At 63.6% G+C, this 22,405-nt stretch carries 25 protein-coding genes; 21 read left to right on the forward strand and 4 right to left on the reverse strand.

Going from position 1 to position 22,405, the window contains the following annotated elements; genetic code table 11:
- Window positions 1-90: 90 nt before the first annotated feature.
- The 11 genes from EN861_RS13870 (at window position 91) to EN861_RS13920 (ending at window position 10,552) form a co-directional block, all read left to right on the forward strand.
- Window positions 91-1,131: an enoyl-CoA hydratase/isomerase family protein gene (locus tag EN861_RS13870; RefSeq protein WP_127279280.1), complete on the forward strand. Its 1,041-nt coding sequence runs from the start codon at window positions 91-93 to the stop codon at window positions 1,129-1,131.
- Window positions 1,128-1,550: a DUF6163 family protein gene (locus EN861_RS13875; RefSeq protein ID WP_127279281.1), complete on the forward strand. Its 423-nt coding sequence runs from the start codon at window positions 1,128-1,130 to the stop codon at window positions 1,548-1,550. The genes EN861_RS13870 and EN861_RS13875 overlap by 4 nt, the downstream gene beginning before the upstream one ends.
- 238 nt (window positions 1,551-1,788) lie before the next feature.
- Window positions 1,789-2,304, forward strand: a complete 516-nt coding sequence (locus EN861_RS13880) for a winged helix DNA-binding protein (RefSeq protein WP_013896002.1) — start codon at window positions 1,789-1,791, stop codon at window positions 2,302-2,304.
- A gap of 348 nt (window positions 2,305-2,652) precedes the next feature.
- Entirely contained in the window at window positions 2,653-3,906 is a 1,254-nt protein-coding gene (locus EN861_RS13885) for a L,D-transpeptidase family protein (protein ID WP_127279282.1), read from the forward strand.
- Between the two features lie 133 nt (window positions 3,907-4,039).
- The gene (locus EN861_RS13890; RefSeq protein ID WP_127279283.1) at window positions 4,040-5,680 is read left to right on the forward strand and encodes a Na+/H+ antiporter; all 1,641 of its coding nucleotides are present in this window, start codon (window positions 4,040-4,042) and stop codon (window positions 5,678-5,680) included.
- A gap of 179 nt (window positions 5,681-5,859) precedes the next feature.
- Window positions 5,860-7,173, forward strand: a complete 1,314-nt coding sequence (glyA, locus tag EN861_RS13895) for a serine hydroxymethyltransferase (protein ID WP_135864020.1) — start codon at window positions 5,860-5,862, stop codon at window positions 7,171-7,173.
- Window positions 7,174-7,271: 98 nt separating this feature from the next.
- A complete protein-coding gene (locus EN861_RS13900; protein ID WP_135864024.1) occupies window positions 7,272-7,850 on the forward strand; it encodes a hypothetical protein in 579 nt (192 codons plus the stop codon).
- Between the two features lie 32 nt (window positions 7,851-7,882).
- Window positions 7,883-8,212 carry a GlpM family protein gene (locus tag EN861_RS13905; RefSeq protein ID WP_127281281.1) on the forward strand — a complete coding sequence of 110 codons (330 nt, stop codon included), beginning with the start codon at window positions 7,883-7,885 and terminating at the stop codon, window positions 8,210-8,212.
- 97 nt (window positions 8,213-8,309) lie between these two features.
- Complete coding sequence (nrdR, locus tag EN861_RS13910; protein ID WP_127281280.1) at window positions 8,310-8,789, forward strand: transcriptional regulator NrdR; 480 nt, start codon at window positions 8,310-8,312, stop codon at window positions 8,787-8,789.
- A gap of 2 nt (window positions 8,790-8,791) precedes the next feature.
- Window positions 8,792-9,928, forward strand: coding sequence for a bifunctional diaminohydroxyphosphoribosylaminopyrimidine deaminase/5-amino-6-(5-phosphoribosylamino)uracil reductase RibD (gene ribD, locus EN861_RS13915; RefSeq protein ID WP_135864026.1), 1,137 nt, complete (start codon window positions 8,792-8,794; stop codon window positions 9,926-9,928).
- A 6-nt stretch (window positions 9,929-9,934) separates the two neighbouring features.
- The gene (locus EN861_RS13920; protein WP_135864028.1) at window positions 9,935-10,552 is read left to right on the forward strand and encodes a riboflavin synthase; all 618 of its coding nucleotides are present in this window, start codon (window positions 9,935-9,937) and stop codon (window positions 10,550-10,552) included.
- Window positions 10,553-10,739: 187 nt separating this feature from the next.
- Here the strand turns inward: EN861_RS13920 and EN861_RS35435 are convergent, their stop codons facing one another.
- Window positions 10,740-10,913, reverse strand: a complete 174-nt coding sequence (locus EN861_RS35435) for a hypothetical protein (RefSeq protein WP_189343630.1) — start codon at window positions 10,911-10,913, stop codon at window positions 10,740-10,742.
- 66 nt (window positions 10,914-10,979) lie between these two features.
- On the opposite strand from EN861_RS35435, the gene EN861_RS13925 reads away from it, so the two are divergent.
- The 5 genes from EN861_RS13925 (at window position 10,980) to EN861_RS13945 (ending at window position 14,277) form a co-directional block, all read left to right on the forward strand.
- Window positions 10,980-11,282 (forward strand): DUF1778 domain-containing protein, encoded by a 303-nt coding sequence (locus EN861_RS13925; protein WP_127281067.1) that lies wholly within the window; start codon window positions 10,980-10,982, stop codon window positions 11,280-11,282.
- A gap of 2 nt (window positions 11,283-11,284) precedes the next feature.
- Window positions 11,285-11,797 carry a GNAT family N-acetyltransferase gene (locus tag EN861_RS13930; protein WP_135864030.1) on the forward strand — a complete coding sequence of 171 codons (513 nt, stop codon included), beginning with the start codon at window positions 11,285-11,287 and terminating at the stop codon, window positions 11,795-11,797.
- A 253-nt stretch (window positions 11,798-12,050) separates the two neighbouring features.
- Window positions 12,051-12,545 (forward strand): 6,7-dimethyl-8-ribityllumazine synthase, encoded by a 495-nt coding sequence (gene ribH / locus EN861_RS13935; protein ID WP_127281215.1) that lies wholly within the window; start codon window positions 12,051-12,053, stop codon window positions 12,543-12,545.
- Entirely contained in the window at window positions 12,542-13,042 is a 501-nt protein-coding gene (gene nusB, locus EN861_RS13940) for a transcription antitermination factor NusB (RefSeq protein ID WP_127281214.1), read from the forward strand. The genes ribH and nusB overlap by 4 nt, the downstream gene beginning before the upstream one ends.
- Window positions 13,039-14,277 carry an MFS transporter gene (locus EN861_RS13945; RefSeq protein WP_135864032.1) on the forward strand — a complete coding sequence of 413 codons (1,239 nt, stop codon included), beginning with the start codon at window positions 13,039-13,041 and terminating at the stop codon, window positions 14,275-14,277. The genes nusB and EN861_RS13945 overlap by 4 nt, the downstream gene beginning before the upstream one ends.
- Here EN861_RS13945 and EN861_RS13950 read toward each other — a convergent pair.
- Window positions 14,253-14,825: an NADPH-dependent FMN reductase gene (locus EN861_RS13950; RefSeq protein ID WP_135864035.1), complete on the reverse strand. Its 573-nt coding sequence runs from the start codon at window positions 14,823-14,825 to the stop codon at window positions 14,253-14,255. The two genes, EN861_RS13945 and EN861_RS13950, sit on opposite strands and share 25 nt — an antisense overlap.
- 218 nt (window positions 14,826-15,043) lie before the next feature.
- Here EN861_RS13950 and EN861_RS13955 point away from each other — a divergent pair, with 218 nt between their 5' ends.
- The 5 genes from EN861_RS13955 to EN861_RS13980 all read left to right on the forward strand — a co-directional run bounded on the left by EN861_RS13955 (window position 15,044) and on the right by EN861_RS13980 (window position 21,387).
- Complete coding sequence (locus EN861_RS13955) at window positions 15,044-15,955, forward strand: ABC transporter substrate-binding protein (RefSeq protein WP_135864037.1); 912 nt, start codon at window positions 15,044-15,046, stop codon at window positions 15,953-15,955.
- 205 nt (window positions 15,956-16,160) lie between these two features.
- The gene (locus tag EN861_RS13965; protein WP_135864039.1) at window positions 16,161-17,324 is read left to right on the forward strand and encodes an ABC transporter permease; all 1,164 of its coding nucleotides are present in this window, start codon (window positions 16,161-16,163) and stop codon (window positions 17,322-17,324) included.
- Window positions 17,321-18,259 carry an ABC transporter ATP-binding protein gene (locus EN861_RS13970; protein WP_127279857.1) on the forward strand — a complete coding sequence of 313 codons (939 nt, stop codon included), beginning with the start codon at window positions 17,321-17,323 and terminating at the stop codon, window positions 18,257-18,259. Before EN861_RS13965 ends, EN861_RS13970 begins: the two co-directional genes overlap by 4 nt.
- The gene (locus tag EN861_RS13975; RefSeq protein WP_127279858.1) at window positions 18,256-19,005 is read left to right on the forward strand and encodes an ABC transporter permease; all 750 of its coding nucleotides are present in this window, start codon (window positions 18,256-18,258) and stop codon (window positions 19,003-19,005) included. The genes EN861_RS13970 and EN861_RS13975 overlap by 4 nt, the downstream gene beginning before the upstream one ends.
- 240 nt (window positions 19,006-19,245) lie before the next feature.
- Window positions 19,246-21,387 (forward strand): sodium-translocating pyrophosphatase, encoded by a 2,142-nt coding sequence (locus tag EN861_RS13980; RefSeq protein WP_135864041.1) that lies wholly within the window; start codon window positions 19,246-19,248, stop codon window positions 21,385-21,387.
- 39 nt (window positions 21,388-21,426) lie between these two features.
- Here EN861_RS13980 and EN861_RS13985 read toward each other — a convergent pair whose 3' ends face one another.
- Window positions 21,427-21,606 carry a hypothetical protein gene (locus EN861_RS13985; RefSeq protein ID WP_245512028.1) on the reverse strand — a complete coding sequence of 60 codons (180 nt, stop codon included), beginning with the start codon at window positions 21,604-21,606 and terminating at the stop codon, window positions 21,427-21,429.
- 177 nt (window positions 21,607-21,783) lie between these two features.
- A complete protein-coding gene (locus EN861_RS13990; protein WP_135864044.1) occupies window positions 21,784-22,296 on the reverse strand; it encodes an outer membrane protein assembly factor BamE in 513 nt (170 codons plus the stop codon).
- Window positions 22,297-22,405 lie beyond the last annotated feature (109 nt).

A 22,405-nucleotide genomic window follows, 5' to 3' on the forward strand; every position in this document is an offset into this window, starting at 1 on the left:
CTGCCTCTCTTCGCGCCCGGCAATTGACGTTCCCCTGGTCGCCGCTTAGCACTTCAGTCCCGCAGGCGCGGGGACAAGGATTCTCTGGCGATGGATTTTGGTGGAGGCGACGAAATTCGCTTCGAAAGGATGGGCAGGGCCGGCGTCGTCACGCTGACGCGGCCGCAGGCACTCAATGCCGTCACCCATCCCATGGTCAAGGCGCTGGACAAGGCCCTGCGTTCCTGGGAGCGCGACGACGGCGTGGACGTCGTCGCCGTCAAGGCCGAGGGCAGGGCGTTTTCGGCTGGAGGCGACATCCTGCACATCTACGAAGCCGGCCGGGCCGGAAAGCCGCCGGTCGAGTTCTTCGCCGACGAGTATCGGCTCAACGCCTATATCGCGCGTTTCAAGAAACCCTATGTCGCCCTCATCGACGGCATCGTCATGGGCGGCGGAGTCGGCATTTCCTTTCACGGCTCGCATCGGGTGATGACCGAAAATGCGCAGTTCGCGATGCCTGAGGTCGGCATCGGCTTTTTCCCCGACGTCGGCGCCAGTCATCTGCTGCCCGATCTCGGCGGTTCCTTCGGCATGTACCTGGCGCTGACAGGCAACCGCATCCGCTATGGCGATGCCCTGTGGTCGGGGCTGGCCACCCACACCATCAAGACCGAAGACCAGGCAAGCTTCCTCGACCGGCTGGCGCTGACGGGCGATCCGGAATCGGTGCTGCGCGGTTTTTTTGTTCCGGCCAAGCGGGAGACGGAGAGGCCGATCCTGGAGGCGATCGCCCGTCATTTCGCCCAGCCGTCGCTGCCGGATCTCATCGACAGCCTGGATCGCGCCGGCAAGGACGAGTTCGCGGCCAAAACCCTGGCGACGATCCGCATGCGCTCGCCGACCAGCCTTCGCGTCGCCTGGCGGCAGATCAGCGCCGGGCAGACATTGTCGATGGACGATTGCATGAGGATGGAGTTCCGCATCCTGAACCGCATGCTGGCCGGCCACGATTTCTACGAAGGCATCCGTGCCGCCATCATCGACAAGGGCTCGAAGCCGCAATGGCGGCCGGCAAAGATCGATGCGGTCGCCGAGGCGGACGTCGAGGCCTATTTCGCTCCGCTCGGCGATCGGGAGCTTGGGCTGTGAGCGAGGCGACATCGAGACGCGTCGTCCTGCAGCCCTCGGCGGTCGAGGTGATCTTCGCCTGGTTCCAGCGCGTCATTGCAGGCTACTGCCTGATGTTCGGCGTCCTGTACTGGATCAAGCTGATCGGATTCTATCCGGGCTCGCTGTGGCGCTTCGACCTTATGCCGGTGCATTGGCAGGTGGCGGCGGTGATGCTCGCCGTGTTCTTTCCCTTCGCCGCGGCCGGCTTGTGGATGCTGGCGTCCTGGGGGCCGGTGATCTGGTTCATATGCGCGGTCACCGAGACGGTCATGTATGCCGGCTTTCCCGAGCTTTTCGGCCATCGTCTCCTGATCCTCGTCTCGCATGCCTGCGTGGCGCTGCTCTACATCGTCTTTCGCGTCGTCATCTACCTGCAGAAACGGCCGGCACGGCACTAAGCCATTGTGCGCGTTGGCGACTTGGCGATCGCCTCTATCCGGCCCCGCGGTCATTGCCTAAATCTTTAGGTTAATCATCCTTGCTCGGGTGACCGTTCGTTAAGCCTCTTCCGAAACCTCTTACCGGTAAGCTCTTGTTAGCCCTAGCGTTTAAGTCGAATTTTATGAGTATTCGATAGTGTCGCGATCAAGGTGAAAAACAAAAAATCACCAGGGCGACAAACGAGAGGCAAAGACAATGATCAATTCGCGTCCGGCGGCGAAGACCGCCAACGTTTCCGACGATCGCCGCGAGGCTATCCGTTCCCTGTACATGGAATCGCTGCAGCTGGTCGAGCGTCTGCACCGCCGTCTGCTTGATGTCATCAAGGACGAATTCGACCGCAACGGCCGTTCCGACATCAACGCCATCCAGGCGCTGCTGCTCTTCAACATCGGCAATTCCGAGCTGACCGCCGGCGAGCTGCGTTCGCGTGGCTACTATCTCGGCTCGAACGTCTCCTACAATCTGAAGAAGCTGGTCGATCTCGGCTTCATCAACCACCAGCGCTCGCGCATCGACCGCCGTTCGGTCCGCGTTTCGCTGACGCCGAAGGGCAATGAAGTGGCTGATGTGGTCGCCGGTCTCTATGAGCGTCATGTCGGCTCGATCGAACAGGTCGGCGGTATCAACACCGACGAGTTCAAGCAGATGAACCGCGCCCTGCAGCGCCTCGACCGCTTTTGGAACGACACGATTGCCTATCGGATGTAAGACCACCCAGGAAACCGAGCCGCGCCGCAGAAGCGCGGCCGAAACAGCGACCTCCAGTCAGGGCCGGTGCCGAAAAGCACCGGTCTTTTCTTTCTTGCGTCCGGCCAAAGCAAATTACGGGCCAAGGCCACGTTGCCGCCATATTCCAATGGAACCGAGAGTGGCAGTGATGCTGTGGTGAAGACCATGCGTCCACCCGCAACCGTGTCGCGCCTATGCCTTTGTCGCCGATGTGATACGGACCATGGTTGGCTAATTGTTAAGATTGCCGATTTTAGAGTGCGGGCGAGATCGCGCGATGATCGACGCAGCAAGTGATCGAACGCTACAAGAATGTCTGGAACGTCCATGAGAACCAGCCGCCGTTTTTTCCTTTCCGGAGCCTCCGCGCTCGCAGCCGCCATGGTGGCCGGCCGTGCGAATGCGCAGGATGTGATCGGGGATATCCTGAAATCCTCGGCCCGCGGCAACTGGGATGATCAGTTCGATGCGCGCGCCAGCGAAGGCGGCAAGGTGGCCTCGACGCTGCCAATCTTCAGCCCGCAGACCGTCGCCTTCACCGAGCAGGCGGTCGCGCAGTATCAGAACATCGTCTCGCAGGGCGGCTGGACGGACGTACCCGCGACCAAGAAGCTTCAGCTCGGCGTCGACGATCCGGACGTGGTGCCGCTGCGCAAGCGCCTGATGGTTGCTGGCGACCTGTCGCAGAGTGCCGGCATTTCGACGGCCTTCGATTCCTATGTCGATTCGGCGGTCAAGCGCTTCCAGTTGCGCCATGGCCTGCCGGCTGACGGCTCGATGGGCAAATACACCTACGCCGCGATGAACGTGTCGGCGCAGATCCGGCTTGGCCAGCTGCAGACCAATCTGCAGCGCCTGAAGGAGAAGGCCGGTACGCTGGGCAGCCGCTACGTGCTGGTCGACATTCCGGCCGCGCAGATCGAAGCGGTCGAGAACGACCGCGTCGTGCTTCGCCACACCGCGATCGTCGGCAAGATCGATCGCCAGACGCCGATCGTCAATTCCAAGATCAACGAGATCATCGTCAATCCGTACTGGAACGCACCGGTCTCGATCGTGCGCAAGGACATCATTCCGCTGATGCGGAAGAATCCCGATTATCTCAAGAACAGCCACATCCGCCTGTTCGCGCCCGATGGCAGTGAAGTCGATCCGATGAATGTCGACTGGTCGACGGACGATGCCGAAAAGTACCGTTTCCGCCAGGATCCCGGTTCGGAAAACGCCATGGCCTCGGTCAAGATCAATTTCCCGAGCCCGGACGGAGTCTACATGCATGACACGCCGCAGCAGAGCCTGTTCGGCAAGATGATGCGCTTCGATTCCTCGGGCTGCGTGCGCGTCCAGAACGTGCGCGATCTCGTCACCTGGATCCTGCGCGACACGCCCGGCTGGGATCGCCAGCATTTCGAGGCGGCTATCAAGACTGGTCAGAACACACCGATCCAGGTCACCAACCCGGTGCCGGTGCATTTCCTCTATCTCTCGGCATGGTCGACGGGACCTGGCGTCGTCCAGTTCCGCGACGACGTCTATGCGCTCGATGGCGCCAGCGAGCTGCAGATCACGTCTTCTCTCTAACTGGCTGATACTTTTGAAAAAAAGCCGCTCTCAGAGCGGCTTTTTTGTTGCGGACGCCGTCAGATCGAGCCTTCGACCGGCTGGACGAAGTTCCAGCCATTGGCCATGGTCGGCAAACAGCCGGAATCGTGCCATGGACGTCGCTCTCTTCATTCTCGTCGTGCTCGTCTTCGTGGCACTGTCCGGCGCGCTCGTCCGGCTGGTTCGGGTGCCGCTGCCGGTGCTGCAGATCGCCATCGGCGCGGCCCTTGCCTGGCCGGCCAGAGGCCTGCATGTCGAGATCGATCCCGAACTTTTCCTGCTGGTGTTCATCCCGCCGCTTCTGTTCGGTGACGCCTTCGCGGCGCCCAAACGTGAGCTCATCGGTTTGCGCGGACCGATCCTCGACCTCGCCATCGGGCTCGTCTTCTTCACCATTGTCGGCTTCGGCTATGCTTTGCACTGGCTGGTGCCGAGCATTCCGCTCGTCGTCGCTTTCGCGCTCGCCGCCGTGCTGTCGCCGACCGACGCCGTGGCGGTGTCCTCGATCGTTGACAGGAATGTGGTTCCGTCCCGACTGATGCATATATTGGAGGGCGAGTCGCTGCTCAACGACGCGTCGGGCCTGGTCATGTTCCGCTTTGCGGTGGCTGCGGCATTGACCGGCAGCTTCTCCCTCGCGGGAGCCTCGCTCAGCTTCCTCTATGCCGTCGCCGCCGGCATCCTGGCCGGCCTCGCGGCCCTGTTCATCGCCGCCAAGACGCTGCAACTGCTCAACCGCATCGGCGGCGTGCCGGCCGAGGCGCAGGTTCTCGTCATGATCCTGCTGCCTTTCGTTGCCTATCTCGGCGCCGAGCATGTCGGAGCTTCGGGCATCCTGGCGGCGGTGACCGCCGGCCTGCTGACCGGGGTCTCCGGCATGTACCGCCACCTCGGCGTGTCGGCGCGCATGCAGACCCTGTCGCTCTGGGCGACGCTCACTTTCGTCTTCAATGGCGCTCTGTTCATTCTGCTCGGCCTGCAGCTTCCCGACATCATCCGCAAGGTTCCGCCGGAATTGTCCAGCCGGCATTGGCTGATCGAGCCGGTGGCGACGGTGCTGATCCTGACGCTCTGCCTGATCGGGCTGCGCTTCCTGTGGATCTGGGTCGGCGACATCGCCCAGGCGATCGCGGCGCGCCTCGGCAAGCGCGAGGCCTCGCCGTTCGGATTTCGCGTCCGGCTCGCCGGCTCGGTAGCCGGCGTGCGCGGCGCCATCACATTGGCGGGCATCCTGTCATTGCCGCTGGCTTTGCAGGATGGCTCGCCCTTTCCGGCACGCGATGTGGTGATCTTCCTGGCCGCCGGCGTCATCATCTGCTCGCTCGTCATTGCCAGCTTTGCCTTGCCCAGGATCGCGCGGGGGCTGGTCGAGCCGGGCGAGGATCCGGCCGCCGCGGAGGAGCGCCGCGCGCGCGTCGGCGCCGCCAATGCGGCGATCGCCAGGATCGAGAGCATCGCCAACGAGCAAGGCGAGGGCGAGGCGGTCGAGGCCCGGCTCGCCGTCGCCGACAGCATCGTGGCAGGTTACCGTAGACGCATCGCGGCTTCCGACGAGGCCGCCGAGGCCCGCGCCGAGGCCCGCGAGGCCGGCAGGCTGGAGCTGGAACTCAGGGCGGCGGGCATCGAAGCCGAACGCTCCGCGCTGCGCGACATGTTCCGGAGCCAAGAGATCAATGATCACACGATGCGCGCGCTATTTTCCGAAATCACCTTGACCGAGGCCTTGCTGAAGCAGCGGCGGGACAGGAAATAGCGGTCCGCCCGATCGTTTGCCGCAAACCGGCCAGCAAATTTCGCGCCGCAAACGTGGCGAGGCTAAAACAACTGTGTTAATGGCCCGGCGAACGCAATGCATGTCGCCCGGAACCGTCCAGTGGTTTGGGACGACGGCATGCACGAATTTGCCCTTCCAACCCCAGGGGAACTCAGGCCATGGCAACAGCAGCGGCGGCGTCGAACAAATTCGAATCCTTCTTCGAAACCACTTTGGAAGATGCCGATCCGGAGATCTTCGGCGCCATCCGCAACGAACTCGGTCGCCAGCGCCACGAGATCGAACTGATCGCCTCGGAAAACATCGTCTCGCGCGCCGTGCTCGAGGCGCAGGGCTCGATCATGACCAACAAATATGCCGAGGGCTATCCTGGCAAGCGCTACTATGGCGGCTGCCAGTTCGTCGACGTGGCTGAGGAACTGGCCATTGAGCGCGCCAAAAAGCTGTTTGGCTGCAATTTCGCGAACGTCCAGCCGAATTCCGGCAGCCAGATGAACCAGGCTGTGTTCCTGGCGCTGCTGCAGCCCGGCGATACCTTCATGGGCCTCGACCTTAATTCCGGTGGCCATCTGACCCACGGCTCGCCCGTCAACATGAGCGGCAAGTGGTTCAAGGTCGTCTCCTATGGTGTGCGCAAGGACGACCACCTGCTCGACATGGACGCGATCGAAAAGACCGCGCACGAGACCAAGCCGAAGCTGATCCTGGCCGGCGGCACCGCCTATTCGCGTGTCTGGGATTGGAAGCGTTTTCGCGAGATCGCGGACGCCGTCGGCGCCTATCTCATGGTCGATATGGCGCACATAGCGGGCCTCGTCGCTGGCGGCGTGCATCCCTCGCCCTTGCCGCACGCCCATGTGGTGACGACCACCACGCACAAATCGTTGCGTGGTCCGCGTGGCGGCATGATCCTGTGCAATGACGAGGATATCGCCAAGAAGATGAACTCGGCGGTGTTCCCCGGCCTGCAGGGCGGCCCGCTGATGCATGTCATCGCCGCCAAGGCAGTGGCCTTCGGCGAAGCGTTGAAGCCGAGCTTCAAGATCTATGCCGAAAGCGTCGCCGCCAATGCCAAGGCGCTGGCTTCCAGCCTCAAGGAAACGGGTCTCGACATCGTCTCCGGCGGCACCGACAACCACCTGATGCTGGTTGACCTCAGGCCCAAGAACGCCACCGGCAAGCGCGCCGAGGCGGCCCTTGGCCGCGCCAACATCACCTGCAACAAGAACGGCATTCCTTTCGACCCGGAAAAGCCCTTCGTCACTTCGGGCGTGCGGCTGGGTACGCCGGCCGGCACCACGCGCGGCTTCGGCCAGGCCGAATTCCGTGAGATCGGCAAGCTGATCGCCGAGGTGCTGGATGGGCTCAAGGTCGCCAATTCCGACGAAGGCAATGCGGCGGTCGAAGCGGCGGTCAAGGCCAAGGTCGTTGCATTGACCGATCGGTTCCCGCTCTATCCCTATCTCGGTTGACCATCCTTATCTCGGTTGACCGGGCGCGAAGCGTCATCTTTTATCTACCGGCGGTGCGTCACCCCTGATCGGGTGACGCATGGAACTGGAGATTGATGATGCGCGATTTTTGTCTTGCCTCACTCAGCGCCTTCGGCTGGCTGGCTGCTTGCGGGCCTGCCTTGGCGCAGACGCAGCCCGCTCCGGACATGCCCGCCACCAGCACTTTCGGCCGTTGGACGACTATGGTCGATACGCTCGACACCGGCCAGGACGCGCACAAGACCTGCGCGGCCTCCACGGCATTCTTCGATGCGAGCGGCAATTCGGCCACGCTGACACTGTCGATCTCGACCGGCGATGCGCTGCCGCCCGATGCTTATCCGGCGATCTTGATCACCATCGACAACAAGACCCTGCCAACCGGCAAGAAGATCGCGGCGACTTTCGGCGATCCCGGTGTCAAGGTTTCGGCCACGGTCTACTCCAACGATGGCGTCATCGGCCGCCCCAGCTGGACGGTCGACAATCAGGCTAAGACCAGTCTCGCGCTGCTGCGTGCCATGCGCCAGGCCACCTCGCTCGACGTGACCTTCGGCAAGCAGGCTGTCGCCAGCATTCCGATGGACGGCTTCACCAAGGCCTACCGCAATCTCGGAACGTCCTGCGGCTTCCCAACCAAGGATGTGGCGCCGTGAAGCGGACGACCGGATCGGCATAGGCGCTGCTCATGGATATCGTCTGGAAAGGCGTGGTCGGCGGACTGGTGACGGCCCTGATCGTCTGGGCGTCCAAGCGGGGCAATGTCCTGCCCGGCATCCTGCCGCTGGCGCCGACCTTTGCCGTCATCGCGTTGCTCGCCGTCGGCGCCAAGGGTGATCCGGGCGGGTTCCGCGATGCCTGCCTTGCCGGAATGAAGACGATTCCGGCCTATCTCGCCTTCCTCGGCGCCTGCTGGCTGTTCATCGACAAGGTCGACTATCGCCTGGCTGTTGCCGGCGGCATTGCCGTCTGGCTGCTTGCCGCGCTGGCAATCTTCCTCGCGCCTCGCTATCTCTGAGGCGCGGCAGGCGATCGAAGAAACGGAACTGCTTCAATCCGCACCGGAAAGGCTCTAAGCCTTTCACCTCACCAGATTCGCGAACCCAAGGCTCTCCATGCGCTGTCCCTATTGCCAGTCCGAAGATACGCAGGTGAAGGATTCGCGTCCCGCCGAGGACGGCGCGGCGATCCGCCGGCGGCGTGTCTGCCCCGATTGCGGCGGCCGTTTCACCACGTTCGAGCGCGTGCAGTTGCGCGATCTCGTGGTGGTCAAGAAATCGGGGCGAAAAGTGCCGTTCGACCGCGACAAGCTGTTGCGCTCCGTCGAGATCGCGGTGCGCAAGCGCAACGTCGACCCCGAACGCATCGATCGCGCCGTGACCGGCATCGTGCGCCAGCTCGAAAGCTCGGGCGAGACGGAAGTGGCCTCGGGTGAGGTCGGCCGGCTGGTCATGGATGCACTGAAGTCGCTCGACGATGTCGCCTATGTGCGCTTCGCCTCGGTCTACCGCAATTTCCGTGAGGCCAAGGATTTCCACGAACTGCTCGGCGAGTTGAAGGGGGACGAGGACAAGAGCGAAGAGGACGCCGGCTGAGCATGGCAGCACCGCAACGCAGCGAGGCCGAACAAGCGGCCCTTGACCGCCGTTTCATGGCCGCGGCCTTGCGGCTGTCGCGCAAGCACGCCGGCCGCACCTCGACCAATCCATCCGTCGGCACGATCATCGTGCGTGACGACGGCTCAGGCCCGATGATCGTCGGTACCGGCGTGACCGCGATTGGTGGCCGGCCGCACGCCGAGACCGAGGCGCTGGCGGAGGCCGGCGAACTCGCGCGCGGCGCCACCGCCTATGTCACGCTGGAGCCTTGCGCCCATCACGGCCGCACGCCGCCTTGCGCCAATGCGCTGGTCAACGCCGGCGTTGCGCGCGTCGTGGGAGCTGCGAGCGATCCCGATCCGCGGGTCTCCGGCCAGGGCTATGCCATTCTGCGCGCCGCCGGCGTCGAAGTGGTTGAAAAGGTCCTGGCCGGCGAAGCGGCCGAACAAATGGCGGGCTATTTGATTCGCTCTCTGAAAAAACGCCCGGAAGTGATTCTGAAGATTGCGCTTTCCAGCGACGGCAAGATCGGCAGGGAAGGCGCCGGCCAGGTCGCGATAACAGGCGACATGGCGCGCCGCGAAGTCTACCTGATGCGCGCCGAGGCGGACGCCATTCTGGTCGGCATCGGCACGGCGCTGGAAGATGATCCGGCGCTGACAGTGCGTTTGCCCGGGCTGGAGAACCGTTCACCGGCGCGCATCGTCCTCGACCGCCAGATCAGGCTGCCGGAGGGGTCGAAGCTGGTGTCGGGCGTCGATCGCGTACCGCTTTACGTCGCGGCTTGCCTGGAGGCCGATCCGCAGCGCCGGGCGGCGCTCGAGCGCGCCGGCGTGCGCTTCATCGGCACGGAGACGCATGAGGGCGGCGTGGCATTGCCGGAACTGCTCGAGGATCTGGCGGCGCTCGGCATGGCAAGCGTGCTGGTCGAGGGCGGCGCCAAGGTGGCGAGCGCTTTCCTGGCCGACGGGCTGGTCGACCGCATCGTGCTGTTCCAGGGACCGGAAGCGATCGGCGGTGACGGCATTGCATCGCCTGTCGACGCCGACCGTATCCCGGCAGGTTTTCGCAAGCTGCGCGAGATGCGGTTCGGCGAAGACGGCTACGCCGAATGGATCAGGGATTTTCAGGGATAGCGATCGATGTTTACCGGGATTGTCACCGATATCGGCACCGTGGCCGCCGTCAAGCCGCTGCGGGAAGGGGTGGGACTGCGCATCGACACCGCCTATGATCCCGAGACCATCGCCATTGGCGCATCGATTTCCTGCGGTGGCGTCTGCCTGACGGTCACTGCCTTGCCCGACAGCGGGTCGAACGCGCGCTGGTTCGAGGTCGAGGCCTGGGAGGAGGCGCTCAGGCTGACGACGGCGGCGGGTTGGAAATCGGGCACCAGGATCAATCTGGAGCGGGCGCTGAAGATCGGCGACGAGCTCGGCGGCCACATCGTTTCCGGCCATGTCGACGGTACCGCCGAGATCGTCGAGCGCAAGGATGAGGGCGACGCGGTGCGCTTCACGCTGGAAGCGCCGCGCGATCTGGCTAAATTCATCGCGCCGAAAGGCTCCGTCGCGCTCGACGGCACCTCGCTCACCGTCAACAGGGTCGAGCGCACCCGCTTCGACGTGCTGTTGATCCACCACTCGCTGACCGTCACCACCTGGGGCGAGCGCAAGGCAGGCGACCGCGTCAATCTCGAGATCGACACCATGGCACGGTACGCCGCCCGGCTGGCGGAGGCCGCGAAAGAGGGGCTTTGAGCGGCAAATCTACGACGAGCTTGGGATCTCGTCAGTTCGAAGACTTACAAGGACCTGCTGTATGGTGATGTGCATCAGCGGATCCGGGCTTTCCTCAGCATATCGAGGCACGACGACTTGTATTTCGCGCAAGATGTCTGCCTGAAATACGCACGGCACGACGATCCAGACGTGCGAAACATTTCCATCACTGGGTTGGGTCATGTCGCGCATCCATGGCGCTATCGACATAGGTTCCGTCCGGGAACTGGTAAGCGATCTTCGGCACGCCGGGCGCGACCACGGTTCCATCGAAGATATGTTTAGCGACATCATGATCTTGGTCGCGCAGCAGGGACGGCGAGCGGCCCTGATGTTCCACGCCTGCGCGTGAGATAAATCTTGAAATTTACGGCCATTGGCCGTACATTGTCGCCAGGAGACGAAGATGACTTCACCCGCTTTGAATACACCTCGCAGCCGCGTCCGTAGCGAGCGTTTGGAAGCGCGCCTCACGGCCGATCAGAAAAATCTTATCGAGCACGCAGCCGCACTTCAGGGCCGGACGGTGACGGATTTTGTGCTGACCAGCATCCAGGAAGCAGCCCGCCGAGCGATCGAGGAGCATCAGCGCCTCGATCTTTCCGTCCGCGATAGTCGCGCCTTCGTGGATGCTTTGATCAATCCGCAACCCGTGAATGATCGTCTGCGTGAGACGGTGCGCCACTATCGTCAAGCCACCGGTACCTAAAGGTGAGCAGTTCGGCCGAGGGGGCTCTTCGGGTCGAAGTGCTTGATCTGCAGCACGACAGGACATCTTTCGAGAGCGGCATAGAGGCGCTCGATCGGTATTTCAGGGTGCAGGCCGGGCAGGATGCGCGCAAGAACGTCGCGGCACCCTTTGTTCTTGTTTTGCCGGACGGGGCCGTGGCCGGGTATTACACGCTGTCCGCAACCGCCGTAGCCATCGGCGAATGGCCTGCCCAAACCGTTCGCAAGCTTCCCCGCTATCCGCTCATTCCGGCCACGTTGCTAGGACGCCTCGCTGTCGACAGGCGGCATCGGGGGCAGGGCTACGGCCGATATCTCCTGGCTGACGCTCTGTCCCGTTGCGTCAGGAGCGAGATTGCTTCGTTCGCGATTGTGGTCGATGCCAAGGACGAAAATGCACGCGGTTTTTATCAACGCGAGAGTTTTCTGCCATTCCCGGATCAGCCGATGAAGTTCTTCCGGCCAATGACCGACATCGCAGAGCTGTTCAAATGAGGAAGTGACTGTGATGGAAAGCGGGAACTCCAAAGAGCAAGAGCGGCTCACGCGGGAAGCATTGGCCGATGTGAATGCCGGCCGTGTGGTGGATCACGAAGCCGTTCGTGCCTGGGCTGAAAGCCTTGGTACGGACTGCCCGGTCTCGACACCTTGCCCAAAGAGGCGATAGGCCTGACCCACCTCCCAGCAATCTTCCGCTTGCGATCAATCCGGCTTCGGCCTAAGTCACCGGCAACCCCCGGAGACTTCTATGGCTGGCATATCCCAACACGGCAAAGCCTTCATTCGCCCGAAGGCGAAAGCGCATTTGCTCATCATCGAGGCGCGCTTTCACGACGACCTTGCCGACGCGCTGCTCGACGGCGCGACGAATGCGCTCGAGGAAGCGGGCGCGACTTATGACGTCGTCACAGTTCCTGGTTCGCTCGAAATTCCCGCAGTGATCACCTTCGCGCTCGACGGCAGGGCCGAAGGCGGGACGGGCTATGACGGTTTTGTCGCGCTCGGCACCATTATCCGCGGCGATACCTATCATTTCGATATCGTCGCCAATGAATCCAGCCGTGCGCTCATGGACCTGTCCGTGCAGGACTCGGTCTGCATCGGCAACGGCATCCTGACCACCGAGAACGATGCGCAGGCGTGGACGCGGGCCAAGCGCTCGGAAGGCGACAAGGGTGGCTTTGCCGCGCGTGCGGCGCTGACCATGATCGCGCTGAAGGAACAATTGGGAGCGCGATCGTGAGCGAACCCGCTTCGCCAGGACAGCCCGCGGTGCGCCACGCCAACAAGCGCGGTGCTGCCCGTCTGGCCGCCGTGCAGGCGCTCTACCAGATGGATGTCGCCGGCAGTGGCGTGTTCGAGATCACCGCCGAGTACGAGGCGTTCCGCCTCGGCAAGGAAGTCGACGGTGCGCTCTACCGCGAGGCCGACGCGCAGTGGTTTCGCGCCATCCTGACCGGCGTCGTCGAGAACCAGAAGACCATTGATCCGATCATCCGCCAGGCGCTGACCGACGACTGGCCGCTGTCGCGCCTCGATTCCACGCTGCGTGCCATTCTGCGTGCGGGCGTCTACGAGCTAATGAAGCGCGATGACGTGCCGGTCGCGGTCATCGTCACCGAATATGTCGATATCGCCAAGGCCTTCTACGAGGAAGACGAGCCGAAGCTGGTCAATGCCGTGCTCGACCGTGTGTCACGCCGCGTGCGTGGCGAGGGTCGCGGCAAGGACGCTTCGTGACCGCCATCGCCGTCGAGGCGGGCAAAGAGGCGCGGCGCACCGCGCTGATCCTCGCCGCCTCGCAGGCGATCATCGGCTCGGCGGCCCCCATCGCCATCTCCATGGGCGCATTGGCCGGGCAATATCTGCTCGGCGCCGACAAATCCCTGGCGACGGCGCCCATCACCGGCTTCAACCTCGGCGTGGCGCTCGGTGCCTTGCCGGCTGCGGCCATCATCCGTTGGCTGGGGCAGCGCGGCGGCTTCATGACCGGAACCGTCGTCACAGCGCTCGGCGGGCTGGTCGCCACCCTGGCATTGTTCCATGGCAGCTTCTGGCTGTTCGCGTTCGCGCTGCTCGTCATCGGCGTCGGCGGCGCCTTCGTCCAGCAGTTCCGTTTTGCCGCGGCCGACAACGCGCCGCCGGCGTTCAAGGCGCGCGCCATCTCCTTCGTGCTCGCCGGTGGCATCATCACCGCCATTCTCGGGCCGCAGATCGTCATCTTCACCCGCGAATTGTTCGCGCCTGTCATGTTTGCCGGCTCTTTCGCCTCGATCCTGCCGCTGGCGGCGGTCGGCGCCATCATCCTGTCGTTCCTGCGCTTGCCGGCAAAGACCGCGAGCAAGGTGGACGTTGCCGACGGCGATGCCAGACCCCTTTCCGAAATCGTCACAAAGCCGCGTTTCGTCGCGGCGCTCTTCTGCGCGGTCGGCAGCTACGCGCTGATGAGTTTCGTCATGACCGGCGCGCCGCTCGCCATGGTTGGCTGTGGCCTGTCCGAGGACGATGCGACGCTGGGCATCTCCTGGCACGTCATGGCGATGTTCGGGCCCAGCTTCTTCACCGGCTCGCTGATCCATCGCTTCGGCGCCGAGCGCATTGTCGCCATCGGCCTGCTGTTGCTGATCGGCTGTGCCGTCGTTGCCTTGTCGGGCCTGGCGCTGTGGCAATTCTGGACAGCGCTGATCCTGCTCGGCCTCGGCTGGAATTTCGCCTTCATCGGCGCCACCGCCATGGTGGCGGCCAGCTACCACCCTTCCGAAAAGGGCAAGGTGCAGGGCTTCCACGACTTTGTCCTGTTCGGCTCAGTCGCCTGCGCGTCGCTGATGTCGGGTATGGTCTACAACGCCTGGGGCTGGACGATGCTCAACTGGATGATCTTTCCGGTCGCCGCGCTTTGCTTCGTGGCACTCGGCGCGCTGAAGATGAAGAGCTTACGGCCGGCTGACAGCTATGCGTCCGGCGGCAAAACCTGAAGCACCCGCGCAATGAACATGTGGAACTCAGCCATATAGTTGCGCAGGAAGTCCTCGGTGGATTCAACCGTCACCTCGCCCTCATCCGTGATCAGCCCAGGCGTGAACTGGATATAGGCTTCGGGCGCGTTCATCTGCGGCGAGTTGCAGAAACTCAAAACGCTGCGCAGGCTTTGTTGCGCGACAGCGGTCGCGATGGCGCCCGGCGATGCTCCGATGACGGCGGACGGTTTGCGCGCGAATGAATTCTTGCCGTAGGGGCGACTGGCCCAGTCGATTGCGTTCTTCAGTCCGCCGGGGATCGAGCGGTTGTACTCCGGGGTGACGAACAGCACGGCCTGGACCGAGGCGATCGCCTTTTTGAAAGCCTGGGCGGCCGGTGGGAAATTGGCGTCATAGTCGTAACTGTAGAGCGGCAGATCCTTGAAGCCGATTTCCGTCATTTCGAGCTCGGGAGGGGCAAGTTGAACGAGTGCCTTCGCGAGCTTGCGGTTGATGGACTCCCGGGCGAGGCTGCCGATGAGATAACCGACCTTGTGTATGGCCATGACACGCTCTCCGTGTTTGCCCCCGCACCCCCGCGGCATTATCCACCCGATGGCGGCCGACCGCCAGCCCGCTGTTGCCGCCGGGCCGACATCGGCGCGTACGGAACAAAAATATTGCGTCGATCCCCTTTCTTATGAAACCGTGTGCCCCGACTGGCCGTTGAAGCCATGCTCATATGCGGCCACCGCATTCCGGTTCACAGCAAGGGATTCTCATAATGTTTTCAGTCAAGGTTCTGGCCAGCGCGGCAATCGCGCTCGCCATCACGGCGGCTTCCGCGAGCGCTCAGGTCGTCGTCTCCTCGAAGATCGACACCGAGGGTGGCGTGCTTGGCAACATTATCCAGCTCGTTCTCAACGCCAACAACATCAAGACCACGGATCGCATCCAGCTGGGCGGCACGCCGGTGGTGCGCAAGGCGATCACCGCCGGCGAGATCGACATCTATCCCGAATACACCGGCAATGCCGCTTTCTTCTTCGAGAAGGCCGATGATCCCGTGTGGAAGGATGCCGCCAAGGCCTATGAGACGGCCAAGAAGCTCGACTACGACGCCAACAAGATCGTCTGGCTGTCGCCGGCGCCGGCCAACAACACCTGGGCGATCGCCCTGCGCAAGGAAGTGACCGACGAGAACAAACTCGGCACGCTCTCGGACTTCGGCAAGTATGTCGCCGGCGGCGGCAAGGTGGTGCTGGCCGCCTCCGCCGAGTTCGTCAATTCGGCGGCAGCCCTTCCGGCCTTCCAGACCACCTATGGCTTCACGCTGAAGCCTGACCAGCTGATCACCCTCTCGGGTGGCGACACGGCCGCGACCATCGCGGCGGCCGCCAACCAGACCAGCGGCGCCAATGCCGCCATGGTCTACGGCACCGATGGCGGCATCGCACCGTCAGGCCTCGTCGTGTTGACCGACGACAAGGGCGTGCAGCCGGTCTACCAGCCGGCGCCGATCATCCGCGAATCCGTGCTGAAGGAGCATCCGGAGATCGAGACGCTGCTGAAGCCGGTTTTCGCCAAGCTCGATCTCGTCACCCTCCAGGAGCTCAATGGGCGCGTGCAGGTTGGCGGCGAGCCGGTCAAGGGCGTCGCCGAGGACTTTTTGAAGAAGAACGGGTTCTTGAAGTAATCAGCTTGAAAGTGACGCTGGTGCGAGGCGCCCCCCTCTGTCCTGCCGGACATCTCCCCCTCGAGGGGGGAGATTGGCGGCTCCTGCGTCCCGCTTCTTTCTGCAATTCCACCGGTTGGCGAAGACCCTCGCGACTTTCGATCTCCCCCCTTGAGGGGGAGATGGCCGGCAGGCCAGAGGGGGGCGCCTCGCGCCAACGCACCTTATGACCCTCCGCTTCGACAAGCTCGGCGTCGTCATCGCGGCGATCGCCGCTTATGCGGCTTTCGCCGCGCCCTTTGCCACGTTCCACGCCAATCGCATCGTCCCCGGGCAGGCGCGTTCGATCCTTGACGCACTGCCGGCGACCACCGGACCACTGCTTCTGGCAATCGTGATCGTCGCGGCGCTCATCGCATTGTTGAGGACGCCGCTGGCGCTGCGCCTTGCCGCCAGCGTGGTCGCGCTTGTCGCGCTGGCCCTGCTCATCGGCGTCGCCGGCACATTCCTCACTCCGGCCGGCAATACCTTTGCCCGGATCTCGCCGGCCTCCGGCTTTTGGATTCTCATCTTCGCCTTCACGCTTTTGCTCGCCGACGTGCTGACCCGGCTCAACCTGCCGCCCTCGGCGCGCGTTGGCGTGCTTGTCGTTGCGGCGCTAGCCATCGGCTTGCTGCTGATGTGGGGACGCTGGGACAGCCTCTCGATCCTCAAGGAATATTCCAACCGCGCCGACAGCTTTTGGGCCGAAGGCTCCAAACATTTGACCCTGGCGCTCGGCTCGCTGCTTGCCGCGGTGATCGTCGGCCTGCCGCTCGGCATCCTGTGCCACCGCGTCGAAAGCCTGCGGGCCGGCGTCCTCAACGTCTTGAACATCATCCAGACCATCCCTTCGATCGCGCTGTTCGGCCTGCTGATCGCGCCGCTCGGCTGGGTCGCAACCCATGTGCCGGGCGCCGCCGCGCTCGGTATCAGGGGCATCGGCACGACCCCCGCCTTCGTCGCGCTGTTTCTCTATTCGCTGCTGCCGGTGGTGGCCAACACCGTGGTCGGCCTTGCCGGCGTGCCGCGTGCCGCCAATGACGCGGCGCGAGGCATGGGCATGACCGATCGCCAGCGCCTGTTCAGTGTCGAGTTTCCGCTGGCCTTTCCGGTGATCCTGACCGGCATCCGCATTGTCCTGGTGCAGAACATCGGTCTTGCCACCATCGCCGCGCTGATCGGCGGCGGTGGTTTTGGCGTGTTCGTGTTCCAGGGCGTCGGCCAGACGGCGATGGATCTGGTGCTGCTCGGCGCGGTGCCGACCGTGGCGCTCGCCTTTGCCGCCGCCATCATCCTCGATGCGGTGATCGAAATGACCGCCACCAAGCGCAGGGTAGAAACGGCATGATCGAGATCGAAGGCATCACCAAGCGCTATGACGCGACCACGGTCGTCGACAACGTTTCAATGGTCATCGAGCCGCGCACCATCGCCGTCATTGTCGGTACCTCGGGTTCCGGCAAGACGACGCTGTTGCGCATGATCAACCGTCTGGTCGAACCGACGTCAGGCGTCATCAAGCTCGACGGCGCCGACAATCGATCGGTGCCCGGTTACGAACTGCGCCGCAGCATCGGCTACGCCATCCAGGGCCACGGCCTGTTTCCGCATCGCACCGTGGCGCAGAATATCGCCACCGTGCCGGTGCTGCTTGGCTGGGACAAGGCGCGCATCAAGGCCCGCGTGGATGAACTGATGACGCTCTACCAGCTCGACCCCCAGGAGTTCGGGCCGCGCTATCCGCACGAACTGTCCGGCGGTCAGCAGCAGCGCGTTGGCGTTGCCCGCGCACTCGCCGCCGAGCCCAACGTGCTTTTGATGGACGAGCCGTTCGGCGCGCTCGACCCGATCATCCGCACCAAGGCGCAAGAGGATCTGCTGGCGATCCAGAAGCGCTTCGGCACCACCATCATCCTCGTCACCCATGACATGGAGGAGGCCGTGCATATGGGCGACAGGATCGCGGTGATGGATGCCGGCAAGCTCGTGCAATATGCAAGGCCGGCGGAGATCCTGGCGAGGCCGGCCAACGCCTTTGTCGAGACGCTGGTTGGCGCCAGCGAAAGGCCATTCAGGCTGCTGTCGCTCGGGCGAGTGCGCGACGCCGTGGAGCAGGGCGGGGCCGAAGGCGAGGCGATCCCCGGCGACGCCAGCCAGCGTGACGCGCTCGCGGAACTTCTCTGGTCCGGCAGACCGGCGCTGCCGGTGAAGGGCGCCGACGGCAAGCCGCTCGGTCGCGTCACCGTGGATGGCCTGATCAAGCGGGCGGCGAGGCCGGCATGAAAGCCTGGCTGCCTCTGCTGCTCAGGCTTGCACTGGTGGTGTTGCTCGTTGCCTTCATCACCAGCCCGGGTTGGTTCGAGCCGTTGCTGAAGCCGCTGACCGAAAACAACGCTCCCGCGATCTACAATCAAGGCAGCCTGCTGACGCTTACGCTGCTGCATCTGCGCACCGTGCTGATCGCGACCGTCGCGGCCACCATCGTCGCTGTGGCGCTTGCCATCCTGGTGACCCGGCCTGCCGGCGCTGAATTCCTGCCGCTGTCGCGCAGCCTGGTCAATATCGGCCAGACCTTTCCGCCGGTGGCGGTGCTGGCGCTCGCCGTGCCGGCCGTCGGCTTCGGCGAGAAGCCGACGTTGATCGCGCTGTTTCTCTATGGCCTGCTGCCGATCTTCGAGAACGCGCTGACCGGGCTGACGACGCTGCCGGCCAATGTCGTCGAGGCGGCGCGTGGCGCCGGCATGACTGGCTGGCAAAGGCTCACCAAGGTCGAACTGCCGCTCAGCGCGCCGATCATCCTTGGCGGCATCAGGCTGTCGGTGGTGATCAGCCTCGCCACCGCCACCATCGGCTCTACGGTGGCCGCCAGGACGCTCGGCGAAGTGATCATCGCCGGCTTGCTGTCGAACAATCTGGCCTTCATCCTGCAGGGCGGTCTGATCGTCGCGGCGCTTGCCGTGCTGATCTATGATGGACTGTCCGCGGTCGAGCGCTACGCGGCGCGGCGCATGGGCAGGGAAGCGGACTGACCATGCCCGATGGTCGGGATCGATTTCAATCGATCTAACCGCCGGGCGATCGCGACCCACACTCGCCCGCCTGGACCTTTTGGGCGAAAGCCGGGCAAAAATCGAACAATATCTTGACGTTCGCAGCCCTGTTTCGCATACACCGATGCGAAGAGGGGGATTCCATGCACGGGATTCCGTCTTTGTCTCAACGGCCCAGGGAGGGGTTCTTTTGGGCCAACAATCGAGGAAAACCCGGCAATGACCATAATTTCCGCCGTCATCGCCTGCGGCTTGTTGTCTGTCCTTTACGCCATATGGGCGACACGTTCGGTCCTTGCGGCCGATCAGGGCAACGCGCGCATGCAGGAAATCTCCGCCGCCATTCGCGAAGGCGCGCAGGCCTACCTGGCGCGCCAGTACACCACCATCGCCATCGTCGGCGTGGTCGTGCTCGTGCTCGCCTGGTGGCTGCTGTCGATCACCGCCGCCATCGGCTTCCTGATCGGCGCCGTTCTGTCGGGCGCCGCCGGCTTCATCGGCATGCATGTTTCGGTGCGCGCCAATGTGCGCACCGCGCAAGCGGCTTCCAACAGCCTTGCCGCCGGCCTCGACATCGCCTTCAAGTCGGGCGCCATCACCGGCATGCTGGTGGCTGGCCTGGCCCTGCTTGGCGTTTCGATCTACTACCTCATCCTTACCCAGTTCCTCGGCCTCCAGCCCAACGACCGCATTGTAATCGACTCGCTGGTTTCGCTCGGCTTCGGCGCCTCGCTGATCTCGATCTTCGCCCGCCTCGGCGGCGGCATTTTCACCAAGGGCGCCGATGTCGGCGGCGATCTGGTCGGCAAGGTCGAAGCCGGTATTCCGGAGGATGATCCGCGCAACCCGGCCACCATCGCCGACAATGTCGGCGACAATGTCGGCGACTGCGCCGGCATGGCCGCCGACCTGTTCGAGACCTATGCCGTGACGGTTGTCGCCACCATGGTGCTGGGCGCCATCTTCTTTGGCGGCACCGCCATCCTTGGTGCGGCGATGCTCTATCCGCTCGCCATCTGCGGCGCCTGCATCCTGACCTCGATCGTCGGCACCTTCTTCGTCAAGCTCGGCTCCAACGGCTCGATCATGGGCGCGCTCTACAAGGGCCTGATCGTGACCGGCCTGCTGTCGATCGTGGGTCTCGGCGTCGCCACCTCGGCCACGCTCGGCTGGGGCGAGGTCGGCACGGTCGCCGGCATCGTCATCACCGGCAAGAACCTGTTCATCTGCGGCCTCATCGGCCTCGTGGTGACCGGCCTTATCGTGGTGATCACCGAATACTACACCGGCACCAACAAGCGTCCGGTCAACTCGATTGCCCAGGCATCGGTGACCGGACATGGCACCAACGTCATCCAGGGCCTCGCGGTCTCGCTGGAATCGACGGCGCTGCCGGCGATCGTCATCGTCGGTGGCATCATCTCGACCTACCAGCTTGCCGGTCTCTACGGCACGGCGATCGCCGTCACCACCATGCTCGGCCTTGCCGGCATGATCGTGGCGCTCGACGCCTTCGGCCCGGTCACCGACAATGCCGGCGGCATCGCCGAAATGGCAGGCCTGCCCAAGGAAGTGCGTCACTCCACCGACGCGCTCGACGCGGTCGGCAACACCACCAAGGCGGTGACCAAGGGCTACGCCATCGGTTCGGCCGGCCTCGGCGCATTGGTGCTGTTCGCGGCCTATTCGAACGACCTGAAGTTCTTTGCCGCCAATGGCGACAAGTATCCTTACTTCCAGGGCATGGGCGAAATCTCCTTCGATCTCTCCAACCCTTACGTCGTCGCCGGCCTGATCTTCGGCGGCCTCATTCCCTACCTGTTCGGCGGCATCGCCATGACGGCCGTCGGCCGCGCGGCTGGCGCCATCGTCGAGGAGGTGCGCAAGCAGTTCCGCGAGGATCCGGGCATCATGGCCGGTACCTCGAAGCCGAACTATGCCCGCGCGGTCGATCTCCTGACCAAGGCGGCGATCCGCGAGATGATCATCCCGTCGCTGCTGCCCGTGCTGGCGCCGCTCGTCGTCTATTTCGGGGTGCTGTTGATTTCGGGGTCGAAGGCGTCCGCCTTCGCTGCCCTTGGCGCCTCGCTCCTCGGCGTCATTGTCAATGGCCTGTTCGTTGCCATCTCGATGACCTCGGGCGGTGGCGCCTGGGACAACGCCAAGAAATCGTTCGAGGACGGTTTCACCGGCAAGGACGGCGTCAAGCACCTCAAGGGCTCCGAGGCGCACAAGGCTTCGGTGACCGGCGACACCGTCGGCGATCCCTACAAGGACACCGCCGGCCCGGCGGTCAACCCGGCGATCAAGATCACCAACATCGTGGCCTTGCTGCTGCTGGCAGTGCTCGCGCACGGCTGAGCGGGAGCCCGGAAACTTGAAATAGCTCAACGCTTGAAATCAAGAACCCGCGAGGAGCGATCCTCGCGGGTTGGACGTTGCGACCGGCCTGATTTCCTCGATCCTGACGCCGTCGATCGACGGCGGATCGATGGCAAGCCAGTCCGATGTCACTGTCTGCCGCTCGGGTGTCCCCGTCGTCATCCAGCCATCCGGCACCGCACGGTCGTCACTGCTCATGTCCAAGCCCCAAGCCTGGACGGTTGGATATGGGTTTGCCACACCCCTGACGAGCCGGCTCCTCATTGGCCAAACAAAAACCCGTGAGATCGCTCTCACGGGTTTTCGGTCGCCTGAGACATTTCCGTTCCCCCAAAGTCAGGGAAGCAGGATTCTAGGGAAGCAGGAATCTAAAGATCAGGGGGTGCCGCCGGGAATGCCGGGGGCCAGCTTGCTGGCGCCGTTGATGATCTGGCTGAGGAAGTTCTGGTCCTTGCCGCCGGTCGGCGTGGTGCGCGAAATGAAGTCGAAAATCTTGCCGTCCTTCAAGCCGTAGTTGGCGATCTGGGTGACGCGGCCGTCCGCACCGAAATAGACCGCGAGCACTTTCTGGTCGACGAGCCTGGGCTTGTCGAAGGCGACATAGCGTTTGCGGGTTTGCGAAATGTAATAAAACGCCTCGTTGTCGAACGTCGCCGTCGTCGATGGCGTGCCAAGCGCCAGAAGCACCTGTTCGCGGCTGGAACCGACGGGCACCGAATCGACGGCCTGCTGGTCGTAGACATACCCTTGCGTGAACGTTTCGCTCGGGCTGAGGTCACCGATCATCTTGTTGGTGTGGCATGCCGAGAGCGCCGATATGACAACCAGCAGCGAGATCGCGCCGGCGGGCCTGGACGAGAAGGTCGACTTGAAATTCAGCGCGCGCAACAACAATTCTCCATTATATCGCCGCAACTTGCGCTGGGCCGCAAAACCGGTAAACCAGCTTGCTTGCCGATGCAACAAGGCCAATTCAACAAACGGTCCCCGGAGACCA

The sequence above is a fragment of the Mesorhizobium sp. M8A.F.Ca.ET.218.01.1.1 genome (assembly GCF_004791165.1).
In the GTDB taxonomy this organism is placed as follows: Bacteria; Pseudomonadota; Alphaproteobacteria; order Rhizobiales; family Rhizobiaceae; genus Mesorhizobium.

What these genes read in the sequence shown, in the direction of transcription:
- EN861_RS13980 (WP_135864041.1), top strand. Translation starts at nt 19,246, where the DNA reads ATGACCATAATTTCCGCCGTCATCGCCTGCGGCTTGTTGTCTGTCCTT.
- nrdR (WP_127281280.1), top strand. Translation starts at nt 8,310, where the DNA reads ATGCGCTGTCCCTATTGCCAGTCCGAAGATACGCAGGTGAAGGATTCG.
- EN861_RS13955 (WP_135864037.1), top strand. Translation starts at nt 15,044, where the DNA reads ATGTTTTCAGTCAAGGTTCTGGCCAGCGCGGCAATCGCGCTCGCCATC.
- EN861_RS13870 (WP_127279280.1), top strand. Translation starts at nt 91, where the DNA reads ATGGATTTTGGTGGAGGCGACGAAATTCGCTTCGAAAGGATGGGCAGG.
- EN861_RS13905 (WP_127281281.1), top strand. Translation starts at nt 7,883, where the DNA reads ATGGATATCGTCTGGAAAGGCGTGGTCGGCGGACTGGTGACGGCCCTG.
- EN861_RS13965 (WP_135864039.1), top strand. Translation starts at nt 16,161, where the DNA reads ATGACCCTCCGCTTCGACAAGCTCGGCGTCGTCATCGCGGCGATCGCC.
- EN861_RS13900 (WP_135864024.1), top strand. Translation starts at nt 7,272, where the DNA reads ATGCGCGATTTTTGTCTTGCCTCACTCAGCGCCTTCGGCTGGCTGGCT.
- EN861_RS13970 (WP_127279857.1), top strand. Translation starts at nt 17,321, where the DNA reads ATGATCGAGATCGAAGGCATCACCAAGCGCTATGACGCGACCACGGTC.
- EN861_RS13920 (WP_135864028.1), top strand. Translation starts at nt 9,935, where the DNA reads ATGTTTACCGGGATTGTCACCGATATCGGCACCGTGGCCGCCGTCAAG.
- EN861_RS13880 (WP_013896002.1), top strand. Translation starts at nt 1,789, where the DNA reads ATGATCAATTCGCGTCCGGCGGCGAAGACCGCCAACGTTTCCGACGAT.
- EN861_RS13890 (WP_127279283.1), top strand. Translation starts at nt 4,040, where the DNA reads ATGGACGTCGCTCTCTTCATTCTCGTCGTGCTCGTCTTCGTGGCACTG.
- EN861_RS13950 (WP_135864035.1), bottom strand. Translation starts at nt 14,825, where the DNA reads ATGGCCATACACAAGGTCGGTTATCTCATCGGCAGCCTCGCCCGGGAG.
- EN861_RS13885 (WP_127279282.1), top strand. Translation starts at nt 2,653, where the DNA reads ATGAGAACCAGCCGCCGTTTTTTCCTTTCCGGAGCCTCCGCGCTCGCA.
- EN861_RS13985 (WP_245512028.1), bottom strand. Translation starts at nt 21,606, where the DNA reads ATGAGCAGTGACGACCGTGCGGTGCCGGATGGCTGGATGACGACGGGG.
- ribD (WP_135864026.1), top strand. Translation starts at nt 8,792, where the DNA reads ATGGCAGCACCGCAACGCAGCGAGGCCGAACAAGCGGCCCTTGACCGC.
- glyA (WP_135864020.1), top strand. Translation starts at nt 5,860, where the DNA reads ATGGCAACAGCAGCGGCGGCGTCGAACAAATTCGAATCCTTCTTCGAA.
- ribH (WP_127281215.1), top strand. Translation starts at nt 12,051, where the DNA reads ATGGCTGGCATATCCCAACACGGCAAAGCCTTCATTCGCCCGAAGGCG.
- EN861_RS13925 (WP_127281067.1), top strand. Translation starts at nt 10,980, where the DNA reads ATGACTTCACCCGCTTTGAATACACCTCGCAGCCGCGTCCGTAGCGAG.
- EN861_RS13975 (WP_127279858.1), top strand. Translation starts at nt 18,256, where the DNA reads ATGAAAGCCTGGCTGCCTCTGCTGCTCAGGCTTGCACTGGTGGTGTTG.